At 56.6% G+C, this 26,472-nt stretch carries 21 protein-coding genes and 2 tRNA genes; 12 read left to right on the top strand and 11 right to left on the bottom strand.

The features are described from left to right. Nucleotides 1-237: 237 nt before the first annotated feature. The 5 genes from AC3RCJ_RS07030 (at nt 238) to AC3RCJ_RS07050 (ending at nt 4,081) form a co-directional block, all read left to right on the top strand. Nucleotides 238-1,983 carry a methyl-accepting chemotaxis protein gene (locus tag AC3RCJ_RS07030; protein WP_492960485.1) on the top strand — a complete coding sequence of 582 codons (1,746 nt, stop codon included), beginning with the start codon at nt 238-240 and terminating at the stop codon, nt 1,981-1,983. 102 nt (nt 1,984-2,085) lie between these two features. Then, nucleotides 2,086-2,415: an energy transducer TonB gene (locus tag AC3RCJ_RS07035; protein WP_492960272.1), complete on the top strand. Its 330-nt coding sequence runs from the start codon at nt 2,086-2,088 to the stop codon at nt 2,413-2,415. Between the two features lie 43 nt (nt 2,416-2,458). Next, the gene (locus AC3RCJ_RS07040) at nt 2,459-2,794 is read left to right on the top strand and encodes an energy transducer TonB (protein ID WP_492960487.1); all 336 of its coding nucleotides are present in this window, start codon (nt 2,459-2,461) and stop codon (nt 2,792-2,794) included. A 182-nt stretch (nt 2,795-2,976) separates the two neighbouring features. Then, complete coding sequence (locus tag AC3RCJ_RS07045; protein ID WP_492960274.1) at nt 2,977-3,549, top strand: hypothetical protein; 573 nt, start codon at nt 2,977-2,979, stop codon at nt 3,547-3,549. A gap of 151 nt (nt 3,550-3,700) precedes the next feature. Then, nucleotides 3,701-4,081 carry a hypothetical protein gene (locus tag AC3RCJ_RS07050; protein WP_492960276.1) on the top strand — a complete coding sequence of 127 codons (381 nt, stop codon included), beginning with the start codon at nt 3,701-3,703 and terminating at the stop codon, nt 4,079-4,081. 330 nt (nt 4,082-4,411) lie between these two features. On the opposite strand, the gene AC3RCJ_RS07055 is transcribed toward AC3RCJ_RS07050, so the two are convergent. From AC3RCJ_RS07055 to AC3RCJ_RS07065, 3 genes are all read right to left on the bottom strand, one after another. Then, nucleotides 4,412-4,861 carry a hypothetical protein gene (locus AC3RCJ_RS07055; protein WP_492960278.1) on the bottom strand — a complete coding sequence of 150 codons (450 nt, stop codon included), beginning with the start codon at nt 4,859-4,861 and terminating at the stop codon, nt 4,412-4,414. A gap of 248 nt (nt 4,862-5,109) precedes the next feature. Further along, nucleotides 5,110-5,769: a DUF642 domain-containing protein gene (locus tag AC3RCJ_RS07060; protein WP_492960280.1), complete on the bottom strand. Its 660-nt coding sequence runs from the start codon at nt 5,767-5,769 to the stop codon at nt 5,110-5,112. A 319-nt stretch (nt 5,770-6,088) separates the two neighbouring features. Beyond that, a complete protein-coding gene (locus AC3RCJ_RS07065; RefSeq protein ID WP_492960282.1) occupies nt 6,089-8,203 on the bottom strand; it encodes a TonB-dependent receptor family protein in 2,115 nt (704 codons plus the stop codon). A gap of 289 nt (nt 8,204-8,492) precedes the next feature. Here AC3RCJ_RS07065 and AC3RCJ_RS07070 point away from each other — a divergent pair, with 289 nt between their 5' ends. Next, on the top strand, nt 8,493-8,939 hold the full coding sequence (locus tag AC3RCJ_RS07070) for a response regulator (RefSeq protein ID WP_492960284.1): 447 nt from the start codon (nt 8,493-8,495) through the stop codon (nt 8,937-8,939). Nucleotides 8,940-8,967: 28 nt separating this feature from the next. Here the strand turns inward: AC3RCJ_RS07070 and AC3RCJ_RS07075 are convergent, their stop codons facing one another. From AC3RCJ_RS07075 to AC3RCJ_RS07100, 6 genes are all read right to left on the bottom strand, one after another. Beyond that, entirely contained in the window at nt 8,968-9,264 is a 297-nt protein-coding gene (locus AC3RCJ_RS07075) for an addiction module antidote protein (protein ID WP_116743337.1), read from the bottom strand. Next, nucleotides 9,264-9,563 (bottom strand): type II toxin-antitoxin system RelE/ParE family toxin, encoded by a 300-nt coding sequence (locus tag AC3RCJ_RS07080; protein WP_492960287.1) that lies wholly within the window; start codon nt 9,561-9,563, stop codon nt 9,264-9,266. Before AC3RCJ_RS07080 ends, AC3RCJ_RS07075 begins: the two co-directional genes overlap by 1 nt. Nucleotides 9,564-9,769: 206 nt before the next feature. Beyond that, nucleotides 9,770-9,845 (bottom strand) — tRNA-His (locus AC3RCJ_RS07085). A gap of 142 nt (nt 9,846-9,987) precedes the next feature. After that, on the bottom strand, nt 9,988-10,833 hold the full coding sequence (gene murI, locus AC3RCJ_RS07090; RefSeq protein WP_492960289.1) for a glutamate racemase: 846 nt from the start codon (nt 10,831-10,833) through the stop codon (nt 9,988-9,990). A gap of 67 nt (nt 10,834-10,900) precedes the next feature. Continuing rightward, entirely contained in the window at nt 10,901-12,442 is a 1,542-nt protein-coding gene (locus AC3RCJ_RS07095) for a fumarate hydratase (protein WP_086144995.1), read from the bottom strand. An 83-nt stretch (nt 12,443-12,525) separates the two neighbouring features. Further along, nucleotides 12,526-13,140, bottom strand: a complete 615-nt coding sequence (locus AC3RCJ_RS07100) for a YqhA family protein (protein WP_070291168.1) — start codon at nt 13,138-13,140, stop codon at nt 12,526-12,528. Between the two features lie 293 nt (nt 13,141-13,433). Between AC3RCJ_RS07100 and acs the strand changes: the two genes are divergently transcribed. The 4 genes from acs (at nt 13,434) to AC3RCJ_RS07120 (ending at nt 17,888) form a co-directional block, all read left to right on the top strand. After that, a complete protein-coding gene (gene acs / locus AC3RCJ_RS07105) occupies nt 13,434-15,440 on the top strand; it encodes an acetate--CoA ligase (RefSeq protein WP_492960292.1) in 2,007 nt (668 codons plus the stop codon). Nucleotides 15,441-15,653: 213 nt separating this feature from the next. Then, nucleotides 15,654-15,744, top strand: a tRNA-Ser gene (locus AC3RCJ_RS07110). A 220-nt stretch (nt 15,745-15,964) separates the two neighbouring features. Then, the gene (locus AC3RCJ_RS07115; protein WP_492960294.1) at nt 15,965-17,254 is read left to right on the top strand and encodes a tyrosine-type recombinase/integrase; all 1,290 of its coding nucleotides are present in this window, start codon (nt 15,965-15,967) and stop codon (nt 17,252-17,254) included. A gap of 10 nt (nt 17,255-17,264) precedes the next feature. Then, entirely contained in the window at nt 17,265-17,888 is a 624-nt protein-coding gene (locus tag AC3RCJ_RS07120; protein WP_492960296.1) for a DUF4102 domain-containing protein, read from the top strand. 38 nt (nt 17,889-17,926) lie between these two features. On the opposite strand, the gene AC3RCJ_RS07125 is transcribed toward AC3RCJ_RS07120, so the two are convergent. Continuing rightward, the gene (locus tag AC3RCJ_RS07125) at nt 17,927-18,235 is read right to left on the bottom strand and encodes a helix-turn-helix transcriptional regulator (protein WP_492960298.1); all 309 of its coding nucleotides are present in this window, start codon (nt 18,233-18,235) and stop codon (nt 17,927-17,929) included. Between the two features lie 1,097 nt (nt 18,236-19,332). Here AC3RCJ_RS07125 and AC3RCJ_RS07130 point away from each other — a divergent pair. After that, complete coding sequence (locus tag AC3RCJ_RS07130; protein WP_492965279.1) at nt 19,333-20,115, top strand: hypothetical protein; 783 nt, start codon at nt 19,333-19,335, stop codon at nt 20,113-20,115. Nucleotides 20,116-20,140: 25 nt separating this feature from the next. Further along, the gene (locus AC3RCJ_RS07135; protein ID WP_492960302.1) at nt 20,141-22,111 is read left to right on the top strand and encodes a patatin-like phospholipase family protein; all 1,971 of its coding nucleotides are present in this window, start codon (nt 20,141-20,143) and stop codon (nt 22,109-22,111) included. 894 nt (nt 22,112-23,005) lie between these two features. On the opposite strand, the gene AC3RCJ_RS07140 is transcribed toward AC3RCJ_RS07135, so the two are convergent. Continuing rightward, the gene (locus AC3RCJ_RS07140) at nt 23,006-26,428 is read right to left on the bottom strand and encodes a TM0106 family RecB-like putative nuclease (RefSeq protein ID WP_492960304.1); all 3,423 of its coding nucleotides are present in this window, start codon (nt 26,426-26,428) and stop codon (nt 23,006-23,008) included. Between the last annotated feature and the right edge of the window lie 44 nt (nt 26,429-26,472).

Here is a 26,472-nt window from a genome sequence, read left to right on the forward strand (position 1 = left end):
CTCGCATCATCAGTGTCAAAATTTCAGCGTGCGGAACAAGTTTGCATTCGCAGTCACTGGGTTTTTCAGGGCTGGCGAAAGACCAGGAAGTACCTCGGGCTGCGTGCGGCCGGATACCGCCAGCATACCAGTGGGTAGAAGCGGAAACCGGCGTCACGCAGCCTTCGTCTTGTCGTGCCGGGCAAAATTCTTATCAATAGTTTCATTTTCCGAAGAGCCGAAATGAATTTAGCAAAAATGAAGGTTGGTACTCGCCTGGGCCTGGGATTCGCCCTGGTACTGGTTCTGCTGGTAGCGGTGACCGTCGTCGGCATCGCGCGCATGGCGCAAATCCAGGGACGTCTCGATCACGTGATCAATGTCAACAACGTCGTCACCCGCCTGGTGATCGATATGCGCGGCAATGTCAGTGATCGCATCACCTCGCTGCGCATCCTGACCCTGATGACGGATGCGGGCGACATGGAGCCGGAAATGGCGCGCATCAAGGCACAGACGAATACCTACCAGGAAACGCAGAAAAAACTCGAGGAGAAGTTCGCCATCGAGTCGACCGGCGAGGAAAAAGCCTTGCTTGCCTCGATCAAGGAATACGAGGCGGCGGCCATGCCGGCCATCGCCAAGGCGTCGGCACTGTGGATGGCCAACGATGCGGAAGGCGCCACGCGCGTGATGATCAAGGAAATCCGCCCGGTACAGAAAAAATGGATGGAAGCGCTGGAGCAACTGGCCTCGCTGGAAGACAAGCTGAACGAGCAGATGCAATCGGACGCCCGAAAGGCCTTCGACAGCGCGCGCCTGTTCATGATCATCCTCGGCGTGCTGGCCGTGGCGATGGGCGTGGCGGCGGCGCTGGTGATCACCCGCGGCCTGCTGAAGCAGCTGGGCGGCGAGCCTGACTACACGGCATCGATCGCCGGCAGCATCGCCAACGGCGACCTGTCGATCGGCATCCATACCCAGCCATCGGACAATTCCAGCCTGCTGGCGGAAATGAAGGAAATGCGCAACAGCCTGGTGGGCATCGTCGGCCAGGTGCGCGTCGGTACTGAAACCATCGGCACGGCGTCGCGCGAAATTGCCGACGGCAATATCGACTTGTCGTCACGCACGGAAATGCAGGCCAGCGCGCTGGAAAAAACCGCGTCGGCCATGGAAGAGCTGACCTCGACCGTGAAGCAGAATGCGGACAATGCGCGCGAAGCCAACAAGCTGGCCGCCACGGCCTCGGACGTGGCCCTGAAGGGCGGCTCCGTGGTGTCGCAGGTGGTTGACACCATGAGCTCGATCAATGAATCGGCGAAGAAAATTGTCGACATCATCGGCGTGATCGACGGCATCGCCTTCCAGACGAATATTCTGGCGCTGAACGCGGCCGTGGAAGCGGCACGCGCGGGCGAGCAGGGCCGCGGCTTTGCCGTGGTGGCGTCGGAAGTGCGCAACCTGGCCCAGCGCTCCGCTGGCGCGGCGAAGGAAATCAAGATCCTCATCGACGATTCGGCCGAGAAGACGGAACGCGGCACGCGCCTGGTGGGCCAGGCCGGCGTGACGATGGGCGAAGTGGTCGACAGCGTGCGCCGCGTGACCGACATCATGAGCGAGATCGCCAGTGCCAGCCAGGAACAAAGCGCCGGCATCGAACAGGTCAACCTGTCGATCATCGAGATGGATGGCATGACGCAGCAAAATGCGGCACTCGTGGAACAGGCGGCCGCCGCGGCGCAAAGCCTGCAGGACCAGGCGGCGGAACTGGCCCATGTGGTCAGCATCTTCAAGCTGGTCGAAGGCGAAGAGAAGCCGGCAGCCTACGTGCCGGCACCTGTCGCCACGGCGCCAGTGGCCGCGCGCAAGCCGGCACCGGCATTGCGCCCGGTCAAGTCGCTGACGCGCAAGACCGAGGCAGCCGCGCCCGTGGCCGCTGCGGCGCCGCGCAAGGCGGCGGCGGGCGGCGGCAGCAGCAATGACGAGTGGGAAGAGTTTTAAGGCAGGCGATGGCGGATCCGGCGGTCGCGCCTGCGGGCAGGCGTGGCCGGTTTGACGATTTTCTTTAACGTTGTTGAAAAGTGTAAAAGTGTAACTATGAATATGCGTAGTGTTATCGCAGCCGTACTCCTCTCCGGCGTGAGCGCCACGGTCCTGGCGGTGGAAGTGCCGGCGACCTTTGATGCAAAAAACTGCAAGGCCGAGTATCCGAAGGCTTCCCTGATCAATGAAGAGCAGGGCGACGTCTCGATGTCGTTCCTGGTGGCGGCCGACGGCAAGGTAGTCGAATCGAAAGTAGAAAAATCCAGCGGTTTCCGCAACCTGGACAAGGCGGCCCTGAAGGCCATCTCCGCGTGCAAGTTCAAGCCCGGCACCCGGGATGGCAGCGTGGCGCAGACCTGGACCAAGGTTGACTACGCCTGGAAGCTGTAACAACTCTGTCTGATCTAATATGGGGAAGCACATGTCTAAAAGTATGCGTTATGTGAGTGTTGCAGCAGCATTGCTGGTATCTGTCTCTTCCGCGGCGTTGGCGGCCGAGGTTCCGGCATCGTTCGATGCGAAGAACTGCAAGGCGGACTATCCGAAAGCCTCGCTGATGAACGAAGAGCAGGGCACCGTGTCGATGTCCTTCCTGGTCAATGCAGATGGCAGCGTTGCCGATTCCAAGGTCGAGAAAAGCAGCGGCTTCAAGAATCTGGACAAGGCCGCCATCAAGGCCATTTCCGCGTGCAAGTTCAAGCCGGGTACCAAGGATGGCGCCGCGGCGCAGACCTGGACCAAGGTCGACTACGCCTGGAAGCTGGACTGATCCTGCTGCGCCGGCCGCTGGCGTCCGGTACATTGCTTCACCCGCGACGGGCGGCGCTTGCAAGGGCGCTGCCCGTCCTGTTATGTGCGCCAGGCAACGTGGCATTCGCGCGCGCATCTGTTACCCTCGACCCCTATCATCACGGCACCCGCAAGCGGTCCCACCCTACAGAGAGGCCCACCATGCATTGCATCCTGAAATTGTCCACCATCGCCGCCGCCGGCATGCTGCTGTCCGCCTGCGCCTCCCTGGGCACGCCCGCCGGCCTGCAGCCGGGGCAGACCGTTGCCGTCGTCAATAGCCTGAGCTGGGATAATCCCTTGACGGGCAAGCGCGATGGCGTGCGCACCAGCTGGCCGGTCAAGCATGGCAGGATCGCCGCCGAAGACTTTCCGCTGGCGCAGCTGAAGCAGTGCGATGCCGCGGGCAGGGCGTGTGCCTGGGGCGTGATGCGCGCCCGGCGCGGCGCACCCGCGCTGGCCTACAGCGAGGCCGGCGTCGACCTGGCGCTGGCCGTGTCGATGGACGTGGCACGGCGCCAGGAAGCGCGCCAGGGAGAAGTGCAGACGGCCATGGCCATCCCGCAGGATGTGGCGGCACTGAGCGGCAAGCAAGAGCTGCAACCGAGATGGAAATTGAAGTATGGCAAGGTCGAGCAAGTCGACCTCGCGTACGGCGTGCGCTACCAGGTGTGCGTGCAGCGCTACGATGCCGCCGGCAAGGCGATCGACAAATGCGACATTCCCTTTATCTGACGGAACTGACTGTGGCGACTGCGCCACGTTTCATGTTGCGCTCTGCGTAGGGGTGTAACAATCGGTAAAAGCGCAGCAAAGCATCGCGTTATTTCTTATAGTACTTAATTAACGCAGTAGCGTAGAGAAGTGGCAGATGAGGAGAATGGCGATGAAAACCCTGTTGGCAGTACTGTCGTTGGCGGCCCTGGGGGGCTGCGCCGTGGCGCCGCCCGGCCCGGCCTATTATGGTTCGCGCGCGCCGCAGGCCGCCTACAACCCCTATGAGTGGCATACCGTGTCGTCCGAGCCGGTGCAGTCGAGCCGCGTGGTGGGCGAACCCAGGGTGGAATATACGAATGAACCGGTGTATGTGCAGCAGCCCGTGTACGTGCAGCAGCCTGTCTACGTGCCGGCGCCCGTGTATGCGCCGCAGCCGTATTATTACAACCCGCCCGTTTCGATCGGACTGGACTTCGTCTTCGGTTTCGGCCGCTATGGTGGACACCGTGGCGGCTGGGGTGGCCACGGCCGCTATCACGGCCGCCGCTGAGCTGTCCCGCCTTGGCGGCCTGTCGGCCAGGTGAATGCATCCCGTGCCGGGACAGGTTTTCAGTGGAAATAGACGGATGCCTGGTGCAGCACGTCCGCCGAGCACAGGAGATACATCGCCGCGCCTGCCAGACCTATTTGCAAGGCGCCAAAGCTGATCGGGATGAGGCGGGACATGTCGTACTCCTGGTAGCAAACTGTTAGGCGCGTGGGCGCGGTAGGTATGCTTCCATCATAGGATTATTTGGTGCTTATAGGCATCAGATGAATGTCCGCCACGGTGTAGGACAACATGCCGTCACTGGCGCCAGGCCTCGCTTTGCGGGCTATCCTAGCGATTTTTCCAGCGCACCACGGGCTCTTCCGGCGCCGTATCGAGCACATTCGAAATGGCCAGCCAGTGCGTCAGGCGTTCCGGATGCTTGATGTTGATGCCCATGCCATCGATGATGCCCACCTGTTCCAGCATGCGCGCATCGATTTTTGCCTTCGACACCGTGGGTGCGCCCATGACCATGCGGTCGTAGGCCTTGCGCGCCTTGTGCTCCCACTTGTGCAGATTGCTCTCGTCGAAGCGGTTGGCCTCGAAATAGACGGTCAGCGTGCCATCGAGGTTGCCGAAGCCGACAATGCCGGCGCCCTTGCGGATGGTGGTGGTGTTGTCGATATCGAATTCCGCGGTGGGCACGAAAATGCCGGCGCGGCCATCGATGTCGGGACGTCCCACGGGCGTTTCCTTGCCGTAGGAACTCGTTTCGGTAATGGTTTTTTCTTCAGACATGGTGCTTAGTGGGTGGTATCGCCGGGAACGGAAGCGGTCCTGGTTGCGCCAGCCATCCTGTTCAAAAAATGCGTGCTGTTGATCAAGGCGGATTCGCGGCCTTGGCGGAGCGATGCTTGGCATTGCTTGATATGGCTCTATTGTAGACCCAATTTAATTCCCTTGGGCAACATTCAGCAGGATTTTATGCCAGCGCGGGCATGAAAAAAGCCGCCCGTTTCGGGCGGCTCGACTGGGGCGGCGGCTGCCTAGGCGGCGCGCTTGCGGCGCGCCAGGCCGCCCAGCATGGCCAGGCCCAGCAGCAGCATGGCATAGGTTTCCGGTTCCGGTACGGCCGCCGTCACCGAGACATTGTCCAGGTAAGAGCCATAGGATGGCGAGGATGCGGGGCCGAGCGACTCGAAGCGCAGCGAAGTCGATGCTCCCAGCGCGGTCAGGGTCTGGCTGTACGTTTGCCAGGTACCGCCGTTATTGCCCACCAGCGCCGTTGGCGTGAGCAGGGTGGCACCCCAGTAGACATTCATCAGGCTGTTCGCGCCGCCCGGCGTGTCGGGACGGCCCGAGTAGGCGAACGACAGCGCATACGTGCCGCCAGCCGTGGTGGCGATCGTTTGCGATACCGACGTCAGGCGGTCCGTATTGAGTTCCAGGTATTGCGTGCCGCTGGCAGCGGCGGGATTGAAGCCGCCCAGGCCGCCCTGCGTGGCGCCTTTCTGGATTTCAAAGGCCGAACTGCCGCCGGCCGACGAGGTCCAGCCCGTCACGGCGCTGACGGGCGCCCATGCCGAGGCGATGGCGTCGCTTTCAAAACTGCCGTTGACCACCAGTTCGGTCGCGGCGTTGGCGTTGCCGGCGCTGACCAGGGTGGCCAGGGCGGCGATCTGCAGAAGGGTGGCAGGCGTTTTCATGAGGTGTCCAGTTTATTGTTTAAAGGATAATTTCATTTCTTGAATGACATTTAAAGAATATCACCAAAACTCACCAAAAGAACGGATGCTCGGTAAAAATAAGTGCAATTGTGAAATCATTTATGTCCATGTAGAAACTAATTTCTACCATGCATGTATTGCAATCGCATGCCAGAGTGGACGCTGCTGTTGATGCCATTGCATCACGGTATTTTTGTGACATGGGGGTGTAAAAAAACCTGCGCCATTACAACAATGACGCAGGTTTTCCATGCTGAACGTGCCTTGCGCACGATAGCGATTCGATAGGCGCTACTGATCAGAACGTCAGGCGGCCTTGCACATAGACCATGCGCGGCGCGCCCACCAGCTTGCCCAGATTGCCGTCCGAGGTGCGCGTGAAGTAGCGCTTGTCGGCCAGGTTGTTGACGCCGGCGACCAGCTCCAGGCCCTTCTGGCCCGGCACTGTCCATTTTACTTGCGTGTTCCAGGTGCGAAAGCCCGGGATGATGCCCAGGTTGCCGGCCGGGTTTTCCGCCACGGTATTGGCCTCGTCGGCGAACTGGCGGCTCTGGTGGCTGCTCGACAAATCGAAGCCCCAGGCGCCCAGCTGGTAGTGGGCGCCGACGGTATCCGTGGTGCGCGAATAGAAGGGCACGTCGTTGCCCGCGTTCGCGCCATCCTGCAGGGTCGCCTTGGTGTAAGTGTAGGTGGCGTAGGCGTTCAAGCCGGCCAGCGGGCCGGACTGGTCGAAGCGGTAGTCGACGGCCGTTTCCAGGCCACGGTGGTGCGTGGCGCCCACGTTGTAGAAGACGACGTTTTCGCCGCTGCCGATGGACTGGATCTGGTTGTCGAACTTGATGTTGAACAAGGTCGCTTCGGCCGACAGCTGGCCATTCTTCCAGCGCGCGCCCAGTTCGGCCGTTTTCGCCAGTTCCGGTTGCAGCGGGTTCTTGCTCGACTGCGCATTGAGCTGCGTATTTTGCACGGCGCCAAACGAGCTGTTGTAGTTGCCGAACAGGGTCACATTGTTGTTGAGCAAGTAGGCCACGTTCAGCGAGGGCAGGGCCTTGTTGTTGAGCAACTCGATCTGTTGGTCGACCGGCAAGTGGTTGTAGCGTTCCGTCTTGATGTGTTCATAGCGCACGCCGGGCGTGATGCGCCACGCGTCGATGGCGATCTTGTCGTCGATATACACGGCCTGGGCATCGGTCGAGTTGTTGGCAAAGCGCGTCGGCTTTTGTTGCACGCCGCTGGCGATGATCACATTGTAGATGGTTTCATCGGCCCGCTCGGCCAGGTAGCGGTAGCCGACGGTGACGTCCTGCGTGACCTTGCCGGTAATAAAACGCTGCGTATAGCGGGGCTCGATGGCCGTCGTTTCATAGTTGCGCGGCTGGTGGCCCAGATTTTTTCCGCTGATCAAGGTGCTTTCGCGCGAGCTCTTGTTGTAGTAGGCGCGCACCTCGAATTCCTGCGTGCCGGACAGGGCATTCAGGTAGCCGATGTCGAAGGCCTTGCGCTCGCCGCTCCAGAAGTCGGTCGGACGCGTGTTCTGGAACGGGTCCGCCTTGTACTGGGCGGCGGTCAGGCCGCCCGGCGTGCGCGACGTCACGTCGTAGTAGGACAGCTTGCCGTACACCTCGGCCGTGGGGCTCAGGTCGTAGCGGAATTTCAGGGCGAAGTCGTTGACCTTCTCATCGCTGCCGACGCGCCAGTCGCTGCCGCGGATGCCCGAGTACAGCACCGCCAGGCCCAGGCCGCTGTCGAGCTGGGTGCCGGCAAACACGCTCGCTTGCGTGTTGTGGCCCACTTCGCTGTACGAGTTGTAGCGCACCGTGGCGTCGCCCGTGATGCCTGGTGTGGTGGGCACGCGGCGCGTCTTGAAGTTAATGATGCCACCCACGTTCTGCGGGCCGAAGCGCACGGCGCCGCCGCCGCGCACCACGTCCACCGTCTCGACATTGGCCAGGCTGACGGGCGCGAACGACAGCTGCGGCTGGCCATACGGCGCCACCGACATCGGTATGCCATCGAGCAAGACCGTGCTGCGCGGCGAATAGCGTCCGGTCAGGCCGCGCACGCCGATGTTGAGCGACACGGCGCTGCCGGCGCTGCCCGAGTTGTCGCTGATCTGCACGCCGGGAATGCGGCGCATCACGTCGCTGACGCTGGCCGCGCCCGAGTTCTCGATGTCGTCCCTTTGCACCACCGTGCGGGCGCCCGCGAAATTCTTCGTGCTGGCGGCCATGCTGGTGCCCAGCAGATTGCCGCTGACCTGGATCGCTTCCAGGATGGGGCCGGCGCCATCGGCCGTACTGGCGTTGTTGGCGTCCTGTGCCTGCGCGGCAAGCGGGACACCCAGGCAGGCGAGGGCGATGGCCAGCGCGCATGGGCGCAGGGAAAACGGCAGGGTGAAAGGTGTGGCGGCCATGCATGGATCTCCGTAATGACAATGTTTGCGCGTTCGCTCAGGCGGCGCGACAACATCGTGGCGTAGGCATCCGGCGCAAGGGGGATAAGAATGATAATGATTCTCATTTTATCCGTCAATTGCGCACACTGCGTAGGGCAGGCTTTCTCCGCGCGGGGGTGGGGAAGTGTTGCTGGCGCGGTACAGCGGGGCGTCTGGATTGCTGCTTTGCACCATTGCTCGGGTGCGGCGGCATTGCGCGCGCTTCTTGTATACTCCCGTTTTTGCAGCCCTCAGACGTGAACGTACAATGAGCCAGACAACTGAAACGACACCAGGCAGTTCCTCCGCGGAGCGCCGCCAGGGCGACCAGCCAGCAAGTGCTGCGCGCAAACTCAATCTGCTGGTGGTCGACGACAACCAGGAAGTGGGCGAATCGCTGGCCATGCTGCTCGAAGCGCTGGGCCACCACGCGGTGGTGGTGCGCAACTGGCAGATGGCCGTCGAGCAAGTCAAGCTGTGCGTGCCCGATGCCGTCTACCTCGACATCGAAATGCCCGGCATCAGCGGCATCGAAATCGGCCGCCGCCTGCACCACAATCCCGAGACGGCCAACGCCGTGCTGATCGCCGTGACCGGCCACAGCCTGCCCATGTACATGGACGACGCGCTGGCCGTGGGCTTCCGCCACTTCCTCGTGAAACCCGTGCGCATGGAAGACCTGGCGACGACGCTGCAGTCGGTGCTGGCGGGGTAGGTTCTCCGCTGTTGTGACGGATGGGTGCTCAGGTGTTCAGCGCTGCGGCGCGAAATTGCAAGCCGAGCGCATGCGTCACCTTCAAAATGGTGTCGAAGCTCGGATTGCCTTCGCCGGACAGCGCCTTGTACAAACTTTCCCGTCCCAGTCCCGTGTCTTTGGCAAGTTGCGTCATGCCACGCGCCTTGGCAATATTGCCAAGCGCTTTGGCGATGAAGGATGCGTCGTCGCCAGCTTCTTCCAGGCAAGCTTCAAAGTAGGCGACGATATCCTCTTCGGTTTTGAGGTGCTGCGCGCTATCCCACTTGTTGAGTTTTTGTACCATCAGACCTCCTGGAGTGTTTGCGCGAGCTGCTGCGCCGTTTTGATATCTTTCGCTTGCGTTGATTTGTCGCCGCCAGCGAGAAGGATGATTATTTCCATGCCACGCTGGGTGAAATAAACGCGGTAACCTGGGCCACAATCAATTCGCATTTCCGAAACACCGCCACCGACAGGCTTGCAATCGCCGAAGTTGCCATCTTCGGCACGATCGATACGAGCCTGAATGCGGAAAAAAGCTTTCCGATCCTTCAGCTTGCTGAACCAATCATCGAACGTGGTAGTGGTATGGATGCTTTTCACGCATACAAGTGTATTCTTTGGGATACGACAAATCAAGTGTATGCATCAGGTTTCATTGTTGTGCACCGACGAGTTTCGTTCGCTGATGCGCTCGCCTGACATCTTGCTGAAAGGGGGAGGGCTGAAGCTGCCCCATGCAGGTGCGCGGAAATGAAAAAAGGGTTACAAGCCGAAGCATGTAACCCTTTTATCTACCGCTAATTCTGTGGGGTGGCTGATGGGGCTCGAACCCACGACAACAGGAATCACAATCCTGGACTCTACCAACTGAGCTACAGCCACCACTGTCTTACTTGCCTGTTTAGCTGTTTTGCTGAACAGGTGCCGAATTATACAAAGAACTCGGCAAAGTGGCAAATCTAAATGCAGTCTTTTTTCAAGAATCGAAAGATTGCATGAAAACGGCCGCTTTTGCCCGCACCGCTCACACGGACAGGTGCGCGACAGGGGGCTGCAAATCGAGCAAACCGGCGAAGGCTTGCGCCAGGGATTCGACCTTGGCCGTCGTGTAGCCCTGCAGCTGCGGGGCGTCGTTGTTGATGCGGCGCAAGCTGGCCGCGTCGAGCAAACGGGCCAGCTGGCGCGCCACGGCGTCGCCCGTGTCCACCAGGGTGATCGTTTCCTGCGTATGCGCGCGCACCGTGCGCTCGATGGCGTCCTGCACGAACGGGTAGTGCGTGCAGCCGAGCACCAGGGTATCGACGCCTTGTTCCAGCATGGGGGCGATGTAGCGATCGAGCATGGCGCTGGTGGCATCCAGCGGGTCGTGGCCCAGCTCGCACTGCTCGATGCGGTCGGCCAGGCCGATGCAGGGCTGCAGGATGAAGGTGGCGCCCGTCGCGGCGCTCACCTGTTCGCGCAGGGCCAGCAGCTTGTCGCCGCGCAAGGCGCGTTCCGTGGCCAGCACGGCGATCTTGCCGTTGCGGCTGATGGCGGCCGCCGGTTTCAGGCCCGGTTCCACGCCGACGATGGGCAAGTCCGGGTAGCGCGCGCGCAGCGCCTTGATGGCGGCGATGGTGGCCGTGTTGCACGCCACCACCAGTGCCTTCGCGCCTTGCTGCAATAGAAAGGCGGTGATCGCCAGCGAACGGGCGATGACTTGTTCTTCCGTCTTGTCGCCATACGGCGCGTAGGCGGAATCGGCAAAGTACATCAAATCTTCCTGCGGCAGCTGCGCGCGGATATGGCGCAGCACCGACAGGCCGCCCACGCCGGAGTCAAAAATGCCGATGGGCGCGTCTGGGCGGGCATTGCTTGCAATAGAAGTCATATAAAGCCGTTGAAGATAAAAAAACGCCGCGCTGGTGTTGCCGCGCGGCGTCTATGGTAGAGCTTGTTTAAGCGACCGTCACGGGAATCTTGCTGACGCTATTGAGTTGCTCGATCTTCGCCTGCCATTCTTTCGGACCCGTGTTGTGCACCGACGTGCCTTTCGCATCGACGGCCACCGTCACCGGCATGTCGACCACGTCGAATTCGTAGATCGCTTCCATGCCCATGTCGGCAAAGCCCAGCACCTTGGCGTGCTTGATGGCTTTCGACACCAGGTAGGCGGCGCCGCCCACGGCCATCAGGTAAGCCGACTGGTGCTTCTGGATCGATTCGATGGCGACCGGGCCACGTTCGGCCTTGCCGATCATGGCGATCAGGCCCGTCTTTTCCAGCATCATGTCGGTGAACTTGTCCATGCGCGTGGCCGTCGTCGGACCGGCCGGGCCGACGGCTTCGTCGCGCACGGGGTCGACCGGGCCAACGTAATAGATGACGCGGTTCTTGAAATCGACCGGCAACTCTTCACCCTTGGCCAGCATGTCCTGGATGCGCTTATGCGCGGCGTCGCGGCCCGTCAGCATCTTGCCGTTCAACAGCAAGGTCTGGCCCGGCGTCCACGAGGCGACTTCTTCTTTCGTCAGGGTGTTCAGGTCGACGCGCTTGGATTTTTCCGTGTCCGGCGTCCAGTGCACTTCCGGCCACGACGACAGCGATGGCGGCGTCATGTAGGCGGGGCCGGAGCCGTCCAGCACGAAGTGGCCGTGGCGCGTGGCGGCGCAGTTCGGGATCATGGCGACCGGCTTCGACGCGGCGTGCGTCGGGTGCATCATGATTTTCACGTCGAGCACGGTCGTCAGGCCGCCCAGGCCTTGCGCGCCGATGCCCAGCGAGTTGATCTTGTCGCACAGCTCGATGCGCAGTTCTTCCAGCTTGTTTTGCGGGCCGCGTTGCTTCAGCTCAAACATGTCGATGTCTTCCATCAACACTTCTTTTGCCATCAGCATGGCTTTCTCGGCCGTGCCGCCGATGCCGATGCCCAGCATGCCAGGCGGGCACCAGCCGGCGCCCATGGTCGGCACGGTCTTCATGACCCAGTCCACCAGCGAATCGGACGGGTTCATCATGATCATCTTCGATTTGTTTTCCGAGCCGCCGCCCTTGGCAGCGACTTTCACGTCGACGGTATTGCCTTCGACCAGTTCCATGTGGACCACGGCCGGCGTGTTGTCCTTGGTGTTCTTGCGGTCGAAATGCGGGTCGGCCACGATGGAGGCGCGCAGCTTGTTGTCGTCGAAGTTGTACGCGCGGCGCACGCCTTCATTGACGGCGTCGGTGACCGTGCCGGAGAAGCCTTCGAAGCGCACGCCCATGCCGATTTTCAGGAAGACGTTGACGATACCCGTGTCCTGGCAGATAGGACGCTTGCCTTCCGCGCACATGCGCGAATTGGTCAGGATTTGCGCGATCGCATCTTTTGCCGCCGGGCTTTGCTCGGCCGCATAGGCACGCGCCAGGTGCTCGATGTAATCAGCAGGGTGGTAGTAGCTAATGTACTGCAACGCTGCGGCGACGGATTCGATCAGGTCTTCTTGCTTTATGACAGTCATGGTGTTCTCGCGGTGGATAAGAAGGGTAGGACTTTGATGCTGTTTGCTGTTTGCTAATCAGTATAGGATAGGAGCGCCAGAACTTAGTGGGGTGCCCTGGCTTGATTCTGCGTCACCGTCATGATGCGGTCCGTGTACGCAATCGCCATCGCCGACAGGATGAAGACCATGTGGATCACCGTTTGCGCGATGATCACTTCGATCTTGTACGAGTTGGCGTTGATGAAGGTCTTCAGCAGGTGGATGGACGAGATGCCGATGATGGCCATCGCCAGCTTGGTCTTCAGCACGGACGCATTCACATGCGACAGCCATTCCGGCTGGTCCGGGTGGTCGTCGAGGTGCATGCGCGAGACAAACGTTTCGTAGCCGCCGATGATGACCATGATCAACAGGTTCGAGATCATGACCACGTCGATCAGGCCCAGCACCACCAGCATGATGGTCGCTTCATTGAGCTTGGTGGGCAGGGCGCCACCCGGTACGGCCACGGCCGTCAAGACGTGCTGCAGGGCCGCGTCATTGCCGAACACGGCGCCGATCAGGTCCGACAGTTCCACCCAGAAATGAAATACGTACACGCATTGGGCAAGTATCAGGCCCAGGTATAGCGGCAGTTGCAGCCAGCGCGACATGAAGATGAAGGCGGACAAGGGATGCAGTTTGCTATGTTTGGGCTTTTGTAAGTGGTCGATCATCTGGAGTTTCCTGGGGGTAAATACCAATTTTTGGTATGCCCGACATTTTACACTTGCTGATCCTCACTGCGCATGCCCTTGATTGCGGAAGAGGAACTTGATCGAGCGCAAACCAACACAAATTAAGTGCGAGCGGGACAAAAAAACCTGCATCATGCGTGGCCGCGCGCCGGTCGCCGACCGGCGGCCGCGAAGTTGGTTAGAATTGATGCGGTGAAAAACGCACCATGTAAGGCGTCCGTAAGACACGGGCGATATGGTGTTAGCAAACAATTACTACACTGGAGACTAGCATGGCCGGTACAGAGAACCAAGGGCAGGGCACACAGCAGCAGGGACCAGAAGAGTCGCGCGTATTCGAACCATCGGCGGCGTTTGCCGCGCAGGCAACGATTTCCGGCATGGATGCCTATCGCGCCATGGTGGCCGACGCCGAACGCGACTACGAAGGCTTCTGGGCCAAGCTGGCGCGCGAGAACCTGAGCTGGAAAAAGCCGTTCACCCGCACCCTGAACGAAGACAACGCCCCATTCTACAAATGGTTCGAGGACGGCCAGCTGAACGTGTCGTACAACTGCCTGGACCGCAACATCGAAAACGGCCTGGGCGACAAGACGGCCATCATCTTCGAAGCGGACGACGGCAGCGTCACCAAGGCCAGCTATACGGAACTGCACGCAAAAGTCTGCAAGTTCGCCAACGGCCTGAAAGCCAAGGGCATCAGCAAGGGCGATCGCGTCATCATCTATATGTCGATGTCCGTCGAAGGCGTTGCCGCCATGCAGGCCTGCGCGCGCATCGGCGCCACGCACTCCGTCGTGTTCGGTGGCTTCTCGGCGAAATCCTTGCAGGAACGCATCATTGACGCGGGCGCCGTGGCCGTCATCACGGGCGACGAGCAACTGCGCGGCGGCAAGAAGCTGCCCCTGAAAGCCATCGTCGACGAAGCGCTGGCGCTGGGCGGCTGCGATTCCGTGAAAAACGTCATCGTGTATCAACGCACGGGCAGCGACCTGCCGATGGTGGCCGGCCGCGACACCTGGCTGCACGACCTGGTCGAAGGCCAGAGCGCGCAATGCGAGCCGGAATGGGTCGATGCCGAGCACCCACTGTTTATCTTGTACACCTCCGGCTCGACGGGCACGCCGAAGGGCGTGCAGCATTCGAGCGGCGGCTACCTGCTGTGGGCCGCGCTGACAATGAAGTGGAGTTTCGACATCAAGCCGGACGACGTGTTCTGGTGCACGGCCGACATCGGCTGGGTGACGGGCCACAGCTATATCGCCTACGGCCCGATGGCCGTGGGCGCCACGCAAGTGGTGTTCGAAGGCATCCCGACCTACCCGAACGCGGGCCGTTTCTGGGAAACCATCAAGAAACACAACGTCAGCATCTTCTACACGGCGCCGACGGCCATCCGCTCGCTGATCAAGGCGGCCGACGTGGACCCGAAAGTGCATCCAAGCAACTACGACCTGAGCAGCCTGCGCCTGCTGGGCACGGTCGGCGAGCCGATCAACCCGGAAGCGTGGATGTGGTACTACAAGCACATCGGCGCCGAGAAATGCCCGATCGTCGATACCTTCTGGCAAACGGAAACGGGCGGCCACATGATCACGCCATTGCCGGGCGCCACGCCGATGGTCCCCGGTTCCTGCACCCTGCCATTACCGGGCATCATGGCCGCCATCGTCGACGAGGCGGGCCAGGACGTGCCGAACGGCCAGGGCGGCATCCTGGTGGTGAAGCGTCCATGGCCATCGATGATCCGCACGATCTGGAACAACCCCGAGCGTTTCAAGTCCAGTTATTTCCCGGAAGAACTGGGCGGCAAGATGTACCTGGCAGGCGACGGCGCCATCCGCAACAAGGAAACGGGCTACTTCACCATCACGGGCCGCATCGATGACGTCTTGAACGTGTCGGGCCACCGCATGGGCACGATGGAAATCGAATCGGCGCTGGTGGCCAACCCGCTGGTGGCCGAAGCGGCCGTGGTGGGCCGTCCGGACGACACGACAGGTGAATCGATCTGCGCCTTCGTGGTGCTCAAGCAAGCGCGTCCGACCGGCGAGGAGGCGAAGAAGCTGGCCCTGGAGCTGCGCAACTGGGTCGGCAAGGAAATCGGCCCGATCGCCAAGCCGAAGGAAATCCGTTTCGGCGACAACCTGCCGAAAACCCGCTCCGGCAAAATCATGCGCCGCCTGCTGCGCGTGCTGGCCAAGGGCGAGACGATCACGCAAGACGTCTCGACCCTGGAAAACCCGGCGATTCTGGATCAGCTGAAGGAAGCGTCTTAAGAAGGTCAGTCCCTGCGGGATCGGCCTGCGTCCCACTGGGACGCAGGCCCCCTGCAGGTCCGACCCCAGTCCTTCCGGGTTTGCTTTCGATGCCTGAATGTTTTACCCCACAGTAAATAACTTTGGCAGTCCGTAGAATCTTTGCTATAATCTGCGGCTTCGCGACAAGCGAGAAATAGTACGCAATGCGAGTAAGTAGACGCATTGCCTGCAGGAGAGGTGGATGAGTGGTTGAAGTCGCACGCCTGGAAAGCGTGTATAGGTTCATAGCCTATCGGGGGTTCGAATCCCCCTCTCTCCGCCAAGGATACAAATTGGCCAGTTCAAGGAAGTCCAAGAACGTCCACAAAAAACCGTTTTAGCCCGTGCTAAAGCGGTTTTTTTGTATTCTGGCGTCCAGTACTGTCCAGCTGCATCCAGCTCATCGGGGGGCATTACCCAGGTCGTATGCCCCCGGCTCTAGGAACCTTGCCCCCGGAAGTGGGTCAAAAGTAGTTTCCGGCATTGTGCCGAGGGAGACTACCATGGCCAAGAACAACGTTTCGCTGACCGAGATGCAGGTCAGGAATGCCAAGCCCAGGGAGAAACCGTACAAGCTATTTGATGGCGGTGGACTCTATCTTGAAGTCGCAACCAGCGGTTCGCGCATTTGGCGTTTGAAATTTCGCCAATTGGATGGCAAGGAAAATCGGCTCACCTTCGGCCCTTATCCAGAAGTCACGCTACAGGATGCGCGAGAAAAGCGCCTAGAGGCGCGCCGATTGCTGCTGAATGGAGTTGACCCCGCCAAGCACCGCGACGACATCAGGCGGCTCGCCGCCGAAAAAGCATCCAATACCTTCGAGAAAATCGCCCGCGAGTGGTACGCGAACAAGGTGCCGACATGGAGCGAGCGTACTGCCAAGAACATGCTGCAGCGCCTGGAAGCCGATATTTTTCCAAGCATCGGCGACCGGCCAATCACGGAAATCCGGCACCGCGAACTGATTGCCACGCTGCGCAAGATCGAGGAGCGCGGCGCGACCGAGATTGCACATCGGCTGAAAGCCGTCTGCTCGCAGATATTCAGCTACGCCATCCAGTGCGGCCTGGCCGACCGCAACCTGGTGGTGGACATGAAGGACGTCCTGAAGACCAAGCGCGCCTCGCACTACGCCGCCATCGACGCCGATGAATTACCCGCCTTCCTGGACACGCTGGCGCGCAACGAGGCGCGCATGTTCGAGCCGACGCGCATCGCGCTGCGCATGATGCTGCTGGTCTTCGTGCGCACCAGTGAACTGATAGAAACGCCATGGAGCGAAGTCGATCTGGAGAAGGGGGAGTGGATCATTCCCTGGCAGCGCATGAAGCGCGGCAAGCTGACCGTCAACCCCGACACGACCAATCACCACGTCTGCCTTTCGCGCCAGGCGCTGGCCTTGCTACGCCAGCTGCACACCATCACCGGCCGCGGCACGTACCTGTTTCCAAACCAGCGCGACCACGACAAGCCGCTGAGCAACAACACGCTGCTGGTGGCGCTGGCCCGCATGGGCTACAAGGGCCGCATGACGGGCCACGGCTTCCGGGCGCTGGCCATGAGCACCATCAAGGAGCGCCTGGGCTACCGCCATGAGGTGGTGGACCGCCAGCTGGCGCACGCGCCCAAGGACAAGGTGGCCAGCGCCTACGACCGCGCCCAGTTCCTGTCGGAGCGCCGCAAGATGATGCAGGAGTGGGCTGACTACCTGGAAGCCGTGGAGCGCGGTGATACGCCGCAGCCAGGCCATCATGGATCGCTGGAACTGGTGTGGCCAGCGCCGCGTCGTTAAGGAGACAGCCATGCCAAGACGAATTGAACCTCTGACTGAGCAGCAGCTGATACAGGCCGAGCCTGGAGACAAGCCATTCAAGTTATTCGACGGCTACGGCCTGTATGTTGAAGTCATGCCGACTGGCTCGAAGGTCTGGCGCATGAAATTTCGCCAGAAGGACGGCAAGGAAAATGCCCTGACATTCGGCCACTACCCGGAGGTATCGCCAACGCTTGCTCGATGCCGCCGCGCAGTCGCACGCCAGATGCTGCACGAGGGGCTGGACCCGCGCACAGAATTCGACGCGGCCCACATGCGTCCACCGAAGCCCGTCAGGCGGCATTGCCTGCTTCCAGTTGCCATGGACGATAGAAAGGTGGAGCGCTGCGTAAGCCAGGTTGGAAGGCAAGCGCTGGAGCGGTTGCACGGCCTTGTATTCCCGGCGCTGAGCCGCGTCGAGGCCGATGAAGCCGTGCGAAGCGACATGCAGGCCATGCTGGAGAAAATCCAGAAGGAGCGCAGCGTAGAGGTGATTGATTTGCTGTACGACTACTGTGCCGACATCATCTTTGGCTGCCTTGGATTGGGCATTGATGAAGATGACTTGATCGAGGCCATGAGGGATGCCAGGGTGGCGCAGCGGCGGAGGTGAGCGTCTCTATGCCGCCGGTATCTCCCGCTTCATTTGGCTCAGGCTCCTTTGTTACCGATTGGCCTGATGCTTGATGAATTGTCGATTATTGAGCATACCGTGTCTGCAGGTCTGTTGGCCTCGATACACGCTTGCATCCAGCGTAGCACCTCGCTCCTGAGCCAGGCTGAGGAGCGTCCTTGCAGCTTGACTGGGGCAGGGAATGTGCCTTCCTTGATGCCCGCATAAACGCTGCTGCGTGACTTGCCGCAGGTTGCCAGCACTTCGCCCAGGCGGATGAAGCGCTCTTCGCTCATGCGCGGTTCCACGCGGCGCTCTTTCAGGTATTCGGTTGTCGCTGCTTTCATGGCGTCCCCCTTCGTGAATCAAAAATGCCAGCGGCAGCACCGGGGCGGATGGCATATGCCGCAGACCTTACCCTGCGACCGATTCGTCCTTCGTCTAGATGCGCTCGCAATCATTATTCCGAAAACATGGGTCCAGTATCGAATGCCGTAATCGCTGGTGCAACAAGAATCGGCCTGCCATGCCACTTGGATCAAGCCTGCCGCGCACTATGTGTGAGATCAAGACTGGACACAGGAGCGGGTTCGTGGAAGCTTTAGCTGCTAAAAATTGGGCATTCGACAGCGCATTCTTCATGCGATAGATGCATTGGCGCGGCCCCGATTTTATTGGTCCTGTTTCTGTATCGCCGCCACATGTGCATGCGACTGCTGGCATCTCACGCCATCAATACCTGCCAGCAATCGTTTTGACCGCCTCCAAGGGGGCACTTTCTGTCCACGCGGAAAGGCGCAGCCATCGGAGGAGAAGTGCGCTATTGCCGTGTAGAACTCGTAAAGCAGACTATGAAAATTTGTTGCTGACATTGATCAAGGTCGGCTCAGATGCATGTCAAATGTTCCCACTTGAACGCTGCCTATTGCCGCTGATCAACCGTGCTACTTTCGGCATACATTCCTGCTAAATCTGCTCTCGTACCTGCAAAAAAATGGTTCGACCGAGGTATTACCCGGTGATTTAAGGGTTCAGTCGCTGCACGGGGCGGAACTACCGTGCTAGTTTCGGCATACATTCCTGCTAAATTTGCTCTCGTACCTGCAAAAAAATGGTTTGGTCGAAGTTGTGTCCGACGATTTTTGTGGTTTAGTCGCTGCGCGAAGCGGGGCAGGATAGGTGAAGTTAGCTAACCGGCGGTGCCGGTCAGCTAACTTCACTCCTGCCTTATTCGCACTTTGTGCTCAACGGAACAGAATTAAGGGGAGAGCCGTTGGTGCCATGATAAAAATTATTCTTGGTAAAAATGGCATTTTCGCTGTAGCCTGTGGTGTGTACACCATTTCCGCCCTAATTTTTCTTGGTTACCTCAAGAATTTCTAAAGAAAATTTAAATTAAAGTAGAATCGTGCATGGTTAAATTAATAAATTTATTTATGGAAAAATGATAACTCAACTTCCGGTTCTCCCCGTAAAGATTTTATCTTCCGATCGGCCTTTTCCTGCAAATAGAGAGTTGTCGTCGTCTTTGCTGGAGAAGTATGTCGAGTATATGCAGAATAAGTTCAATGAATTAATTTTCTCTGATCCGATTTTTTGCTTTCATATAAAAACTATGCAAAATAAGGGAATTAAGGCAGTCGTATTTGGCGGCTGGGCTCGCGATAGAATAGACGAAATAGTCAACTCCGTCATTCGTTCATCAAACGATATCGATATGGTTGCATCAGGAAGTAGTTCTATTGTAACGATATTAGGCGCGCAGGCTACGCCGACAGTATTTGGCGGCGCAGGAAGAAGGGAGTCAACTATTTATTTTGATGCTTGGGATTTACCCAATACTTATCATATTAAACGGCATTCTCTGGATGTTGATTTTAATACGCTTCCATTTACTGCGGACTATACATTTAATTCAATTATATTTAAGCCAGATCAATTTTTTGACAAGTCTGAAATATTTGAGATTGGTGCGATAGCTGCGATCCAAGATAAGGTTGTGGAATTTCAATCTGATGAAGTAATTTTGCCGCTAATTCAGGCATCTAGGGCAGTAAATCTAGCTGCAAAATTGGACTTTGAGCTTTCGGCAACAGTTAAGAATTTTTTGCGTGAGGTCTGCCAAGAGGAAGGAGCATTGGAGGATGTCTTGACTGGACTGGAAAAATATTGTCACCCAAGTCTGATTGAGGTTGCCAAAAATAAATTGGCTGATGCATTAGTATAATTAAATTATATATAATAAATTAAATATGTCTACAATATATTTTTCCCATTGCTGGGGTGTGTTTGAAGGTGGTGGGGTGCGGGCTTCGGCACACGCTGGTGCCTTTGCCGCTGCACGAAAAGCAGGAATTAATTTTGGTCGTGTTGCGGGTACATCCGGTGGTTCGATTGTAGCCGCATTGATTGCGGCTGGTTATGATGCGCCGCAGCTCAGTAAATTGATGGATGATACTGACTTTCCTTCTTTTATTATTCCTTCCGGCAAAAAAGAAGCGAACTTTTTTCGCAACTCATACTTGATTAGGACTGCTCGGTTATTTACTCGTGGGCGATGGAAGGAAGCTGCTACTATTGCGCTCAATTCTGGACTGCATAGCTCCTCAAAAATTGAATCCTGGATGGAAAAGCAATTGCGAGAAATTATTGGTCCGGAGCGTGGGTTAGGATTAGCTGGACCGATTACCTTTAAAGAACTTCGGTTGCCGCTTCACGTAGTTGCAACCGACTTGGTTTCTGGTCAACCGAAAATTTGGTCGCGGGAAACAACGCCTGACGACAGTGTCGCCTTTGCCGTCCGTTGTTCATCTACAATTCCATTTTTCTATAGGGCCGTCCCGTTTGGCTCGTCCCTACTCATTGATGGCGGCGCTGTAAGTAATCTTCCGTCTTATGTGTTTTCCACCAGGGCAGATGGCGAGTTGGATAGGGGCATTCTTTCAGAAATACTTGCGTTTAGACTTTGTGAAGAAGTTCAAGAATCAGAAAAACCAAGCAGGCTTTTGGATTTCTTGAAATCTTTGGCTAATGCTGTAATTTCGAGCGCGACTTACATTCAATCATCACTTCAACCGGATGTGTATGTTATTTCAATAAATACGGGTAATATACGGTCAACTGATTTTGACATTGATGCGAATAAAAAGAAAATTCTGCACGAGTCTGGCGAGAACTCAGTCGCTAATTTTTTGCGTAAAGAACGCTCAAAAATCCGGACTGATATTTCGACGCGAATTTATCAGGGGTATGATGAGAAGTTGTTGTTAATGATCAAATCGTTAAAGCAATGTGAAGAAAAATTCTACTTTGTTGGAGTTTCAACTTATTGGGTTGATTTTTCATTTTTAGCTATTTCGTCTGCTGCGAGGAGGGGCGTCGAAATCACATGTATTGTTTCAAAAACAAGCGATCGAAACGAATTGAGGCGAAGATCTTTGTTGAGTCAGCTTGGAGCTACGATATTTTCGGTCGATGATGAAAGTACTCTTCCGATAGATGGGTTTTTGTTCGATCTTCCATCAGCATATGGACGAGCAGTAATCAGCGATTTTCGCGGAAAAATTGGAGATGATAAAGATTATACTTCTGGTAAGTTGCGGCTGTATTCCTATGCAAATGACTCCGTTATTTTAGGTATTGTATCGAATGAAATAAGTAAATTTGTTTTTCCGAAAGAAATTAAAAAAATAAAATTCCCTTTTCTTGATTGTGCACCAGAAGAACTGTTTGATCGATTAAGAAAAATTTCATTTTATAAGAATGCTGAAATTTCTATTAAAAGCATCGATGTTTCAAGAGAAATATTGGTTCTACAAAAATCTGTTAAAGAATTTAAGGTGTTTCAAATGGAGCGGCATATTGAAGACTTAAAATCTCTTGGGTTGGATCTATTTGATTTAAAGAAGGTTTTATTAAATGATGGTTCGCACTCGATTATTTGCCCTCCAATTTTAGAGGAAATGGATGGCCAACTTATTGTGATCGACGGAAATACCAGACTCCTACATTGTTTAGTAAATAACGTAAAGAAAATTACGGTGATAGTGATTTCAGATGTTACGGCGCCGTTACCGGCATCAAATCCACGAAGCTTGTCTACACTAAATGTTGCATCGGCCACCAGAACTCTTCGATCTAATTATAAAGACATGGATGAATCGTTATTTCGACGAATCGATGAGGTAGTTCACCATCTTCCTTGGCATTTAGCTAACCCCTAGAGGTTTCTGGGGGGAGTAATTTTCGGCCTTTCTGCACAAATGCATCATGGTGCACTAAGCGGATGGAGCGCCGTGCTTTGCCACCCACTTGCCTAGAACGATGAGAACCTGCTCAATGCGGGCACGGGTTTGACGATCCGCTTGTCGTGCAATTCGCAACTGGTGTGGTGGTGCCTACCTCTCCAAGCCAGCACATCGTCCCGAACTCATACCGAAGCGCGCCTGGTGATCTTAATGTGTTAGGGGAATTCGCCGCATTTGGTGTTGACGTAGACGGTGTTGCGCCGTAAGCGTCGGCTCAGCACCGACTTCCCGTGAGCGCCGCATCTCTGAATCGCCACGGATTTCTCAGTAACGCAGGCCAGTGACAGCGGATCTACGGCTATCATTGCTGCAGAATGCTGCTTGCCATCCTTGCTCCTCGTGGGTCGAAAAGGTGTGTGAGTCACACCCCATGCACCCTGGGTAATTGGTCTCACCGCGATCAGGCTTCTAAAGGAGCGGATCGCGGCGCCATACGCGCATGCGGCGCGGGTAAGCAGTAGACGCACCCAATACACGAGCGCGGTGTCCTGAGACTTCTAAAAGACCGTCCTTGCTGCGGCAAGCACGGTGGCCAGAACACTTAACTGACTCGATCACCCCAAGTTTGATTTAAGGGTATGCGATGCCCGACTTAAGCCTTCAACTCAAGCAACTGTGCGGCCGCAATCACGATGGTACCTACGCCACGCAGTCTTGAACCACCGGACGTGGAATTAGGCGGCCGGAGAATAACAACCACTTGCCGATGCACCCGCTACTACGACAGTAAAGCTGTCGTTTTCGTTAGGAGCAGGGAACATTTAGCTTGTAGTCATACGCTCCCGTGGTGCCCTAGTCCATCATAGTTCGCTATTGCATTGCGGATAAACGAGAAAGGACATTTACCTTTTTCATCTGGCTGGGCGTCGAAACTCTAGTCGTCGCCAGTGAAGGACTCATCACAACAATAGCCAAACTCTTTGCCCTAGATATAGCAACATTGAGGCGGCGTTCGTCAAACAAAAAGTCTAACCCACGCGCAGATTCATTCGCATCGCTGCTGCACATCGATAAGAAAACTATGGCGGCCTCCTGTCCCTGAAATTTGTCAACACTTCCTACGCGAGCGGCCTCTCCACCGGGCAAACTAGCCAGCCTACTTTTGAGTTTGTTGACTTGAAAATTGTACGGGGCTACAAACAAAATATCCTCCCAAGTAACCAAACTTTCAGTCCCATCTCTCGCAATCATCGTCCGTCCAATCAACTCCTGCGTAAGAACGGCAATTTGATCAACCTCCTCGTCGCTCCCTTGAGTATTTCCGGCGTGTTCCACAGGTACGACTAGAACACCGGCCTCCAAGTTAAGAACTCCTTCGTAGCCGTTAGGGACCCGTACGACCTGACGCTCATTCCCTTCCGCTGCGGATAGTCTGCCCTCGTAAATTCCGTCTGAAATGAACTCATTCACATTAGGGTGCATGCGCCAAGTTGTTCCCAAAAAAATCCCTTGATCGTCGGGTATTGTTGCTTGCGAACCCATGTAATAGTCCAGTGCAGACATGCCGCTTTCTCCTGGGTGAGTTCCTTGCGTCGGTTGGCCAAGCTGCATTTGATCACCAATCAAAACGATGTTATTTGTTGCGCGGCTCATACCAACCAGATTCGCCACGCTTACCTGGCCCGCCTCGTCGACGAAGAGATAATCGAACTTCTTTTCCACGTCAGGACGGCAAAATCCCCACGCCGTTGTGCCAACGACAGTTGCCGGTGAAATACGATCAAGTAGTCCTTTGTTTTCGGTTACGACGACGCCTAGTTCACCTAGCCGATCATCCGTATTTGAGGTGCATGTGAAAGTTGCGGCAACTCCTTGCTTCTTACAAACCGTCGCTGCACCGATCAGCAGGTTGTTAATTGCCTTATGACTATTGCTGGTGATGCCTACCGTTTTTCCATCGCGCATCAGCTGCGCGATGACGTGCGATGCAGTGTAAGTCTTGCCAGTTCCGGGTGGACCTTGAATTGTAAGGCAAGTATTTTGCATGCCAACTACCGCAGCAATGGTTGCCTCAAGGCTATCGGTAGTCTCATCCGCTGAAAGGATAGCTTGCCCCCTTTCTATTCCAGCAATGTCCGGAGGCGTACGCTGCAGGTAATCCAAGATAGCGTCGATTCCGCCTGCAGACTGAAGATAACGCGTTGCGACATATTCGATCGCACTCGGTATAGGCAAAGGCCGCACGAATTCGTCGGGAATCAACGTGATACGTCGAGGCGGCTCTTTAGCTGACTTGACGCAAATAAGTCCAAGCGAAGTATCGATACTTACAACCTCTACCTTGTTGTCTTCCAATTGTCCAAGTATGTAGTAGGTGCCACGCTGACCCTTGCATTCTTGAGATGGGTCAAATTGATATTGGTATGTCAAGTTTCTGTCTCGAGGTCCCTGTTTAAACGGCGGAATTTCAGTACGCTCGCACCCCGAAACACAATCCAAATCATCAAACAAGTCCTCTTCATTTTTAGCCATCCGGTCGAACATTCGCCAAAACACAGGCTTGCTTTCACGGCGATGAAATTCAAGGAGCCAAGCCAGGATCTCGGCAACCCCGCCACTACCCGAGCTCGCGCTATTGTCGTTTATCGACTTGGCAAGCAACGCGTCCCTCAGCACGATGAGATTCGTAAGTTCCTCTGACTCGGGCGCCGCAACCACAACCTCTTTGCCTGAGTAGGCAATACTGTGTTGAGCCTGCTGCTCGCGGAGCCACACAACAAGCTCTTGTGTCGAATCGCAATCATCCTTGTTGTAGTCGCGTATGTTCGAAAGATCGCTTGAGGTCGTCCAAGAATCCCGAGGCGGAATTTCCCCAGGATTGTCACGGCGAAACTCTGTACGCCATCGTTCGTAGACCACCACGGAGTCCCCTCCATTGGCAACGTTAGTTGCCCGCTTCGGCCGGTAAAGACATTCGACGTTCTTGATCGAATACCGAGGCTCACCAAGCAGCAGTGCGTCTTTAACAATCCTATATAGATCAACGAATACTTCATTACGCAGCAGTTGATCAACTTCCATCTCACACACTCCATGTCGCCCCATTAGCTTCCTACATGCTGTGATCTCATAGCTTGCGTAGTGGTAGATGTGCATTGACGGGTCGGCGACCCAGCGGGCATATGCCCAAGTAATAAAATCAATGAAGCACTGCTTTTCTTGCTCGGCGTTGTGTGCCCACAAATCAAGAAATTTGCGCTCGTTGCCCTCAAAATATGCGCTACCCCATAAATATTCCAGTCCACCTTTCTCCAGCGGAAAGCCCTCGATGTCGAAGAAAATGTCATTCGGTGATGATGGCGGCAGAAGTGCAAGGCCCTGACCTGGGATTGCTCCGACGGAATAAAGCGGCTTGGGTAGCCCTTTGCTACCACACTGAATCGCCGCCTGCGCACGAAGGCGGGCTAACATCGGCCCGTTGATCCCCTTCACGTCGGCATTCGCTGGCAGCTCAGCAAGCTGAAGCATCGTTGCAATCCCAGCAGCATTTAGACGAACTATTTGGCTTCTTCGAATATTCGCGACTTGGATTAAATGGTCTCGTTCGACGAAAAGCTGGTTCGCAAAATCTGACCAATTTCCCCACGACTCCGACTTTCCTGGATCAGCATGATCGGCGCTACTAAAGTTGGCTTGGGCGTGGAGAAATTCGGCCTTGATCGCACGATAATATGACATGAAATCCAATGTCCGAAACGACTCATCAACGCCACTACCTAACGCAATGGTCAATGTTTCGGACAAGATGCCTTGCACAGCCTCAAGCATTTCGGCGTAACAGCAAGTCTGAAGTAGGTAAGTGGGCTTGACTATCGAAGAAAGCTTGGTGTCCCACACTACGTAGTGAAAGTCACCGAGCTTGGATCGGCCGGGAACTTTAACCAGAAAATCAGCGAAACCAGCAAACGGCGGCAGCGCGAGATAGGCCTGATATATAACGTCTGCACCAGAACGAAGTGCAACCTCTGTCGCGGCCAAGCGGTCTCGTGAAGAACCGCCCGTTGGTACCTCGAATATAGTGCGCCCCTCACTTCTGAACTGTTCAAGCTTAGCGCGCTCATGCTCGATTCCGCGCTCTCCAAGTAGGGTCATCAAACCATCGGGTTCGTCACGCTGGACCGCAGCCGACCGGTCCTCCAGCTCCGCACGGGCCATCCAACTGGCAAACGGGCTATCGACGAAAGTCGTCAGGTCGGTTGGTGAAACAACGAGTTCATGATCGATCTTCTGCATGGTACCGCCTCAAGTCAAATTTAAAACTGCCGTTGGGACAGATC

It is taken from the genome of Janthinobacterium sp. GW822-FHT07H11 (assembly GCF_058798615.1).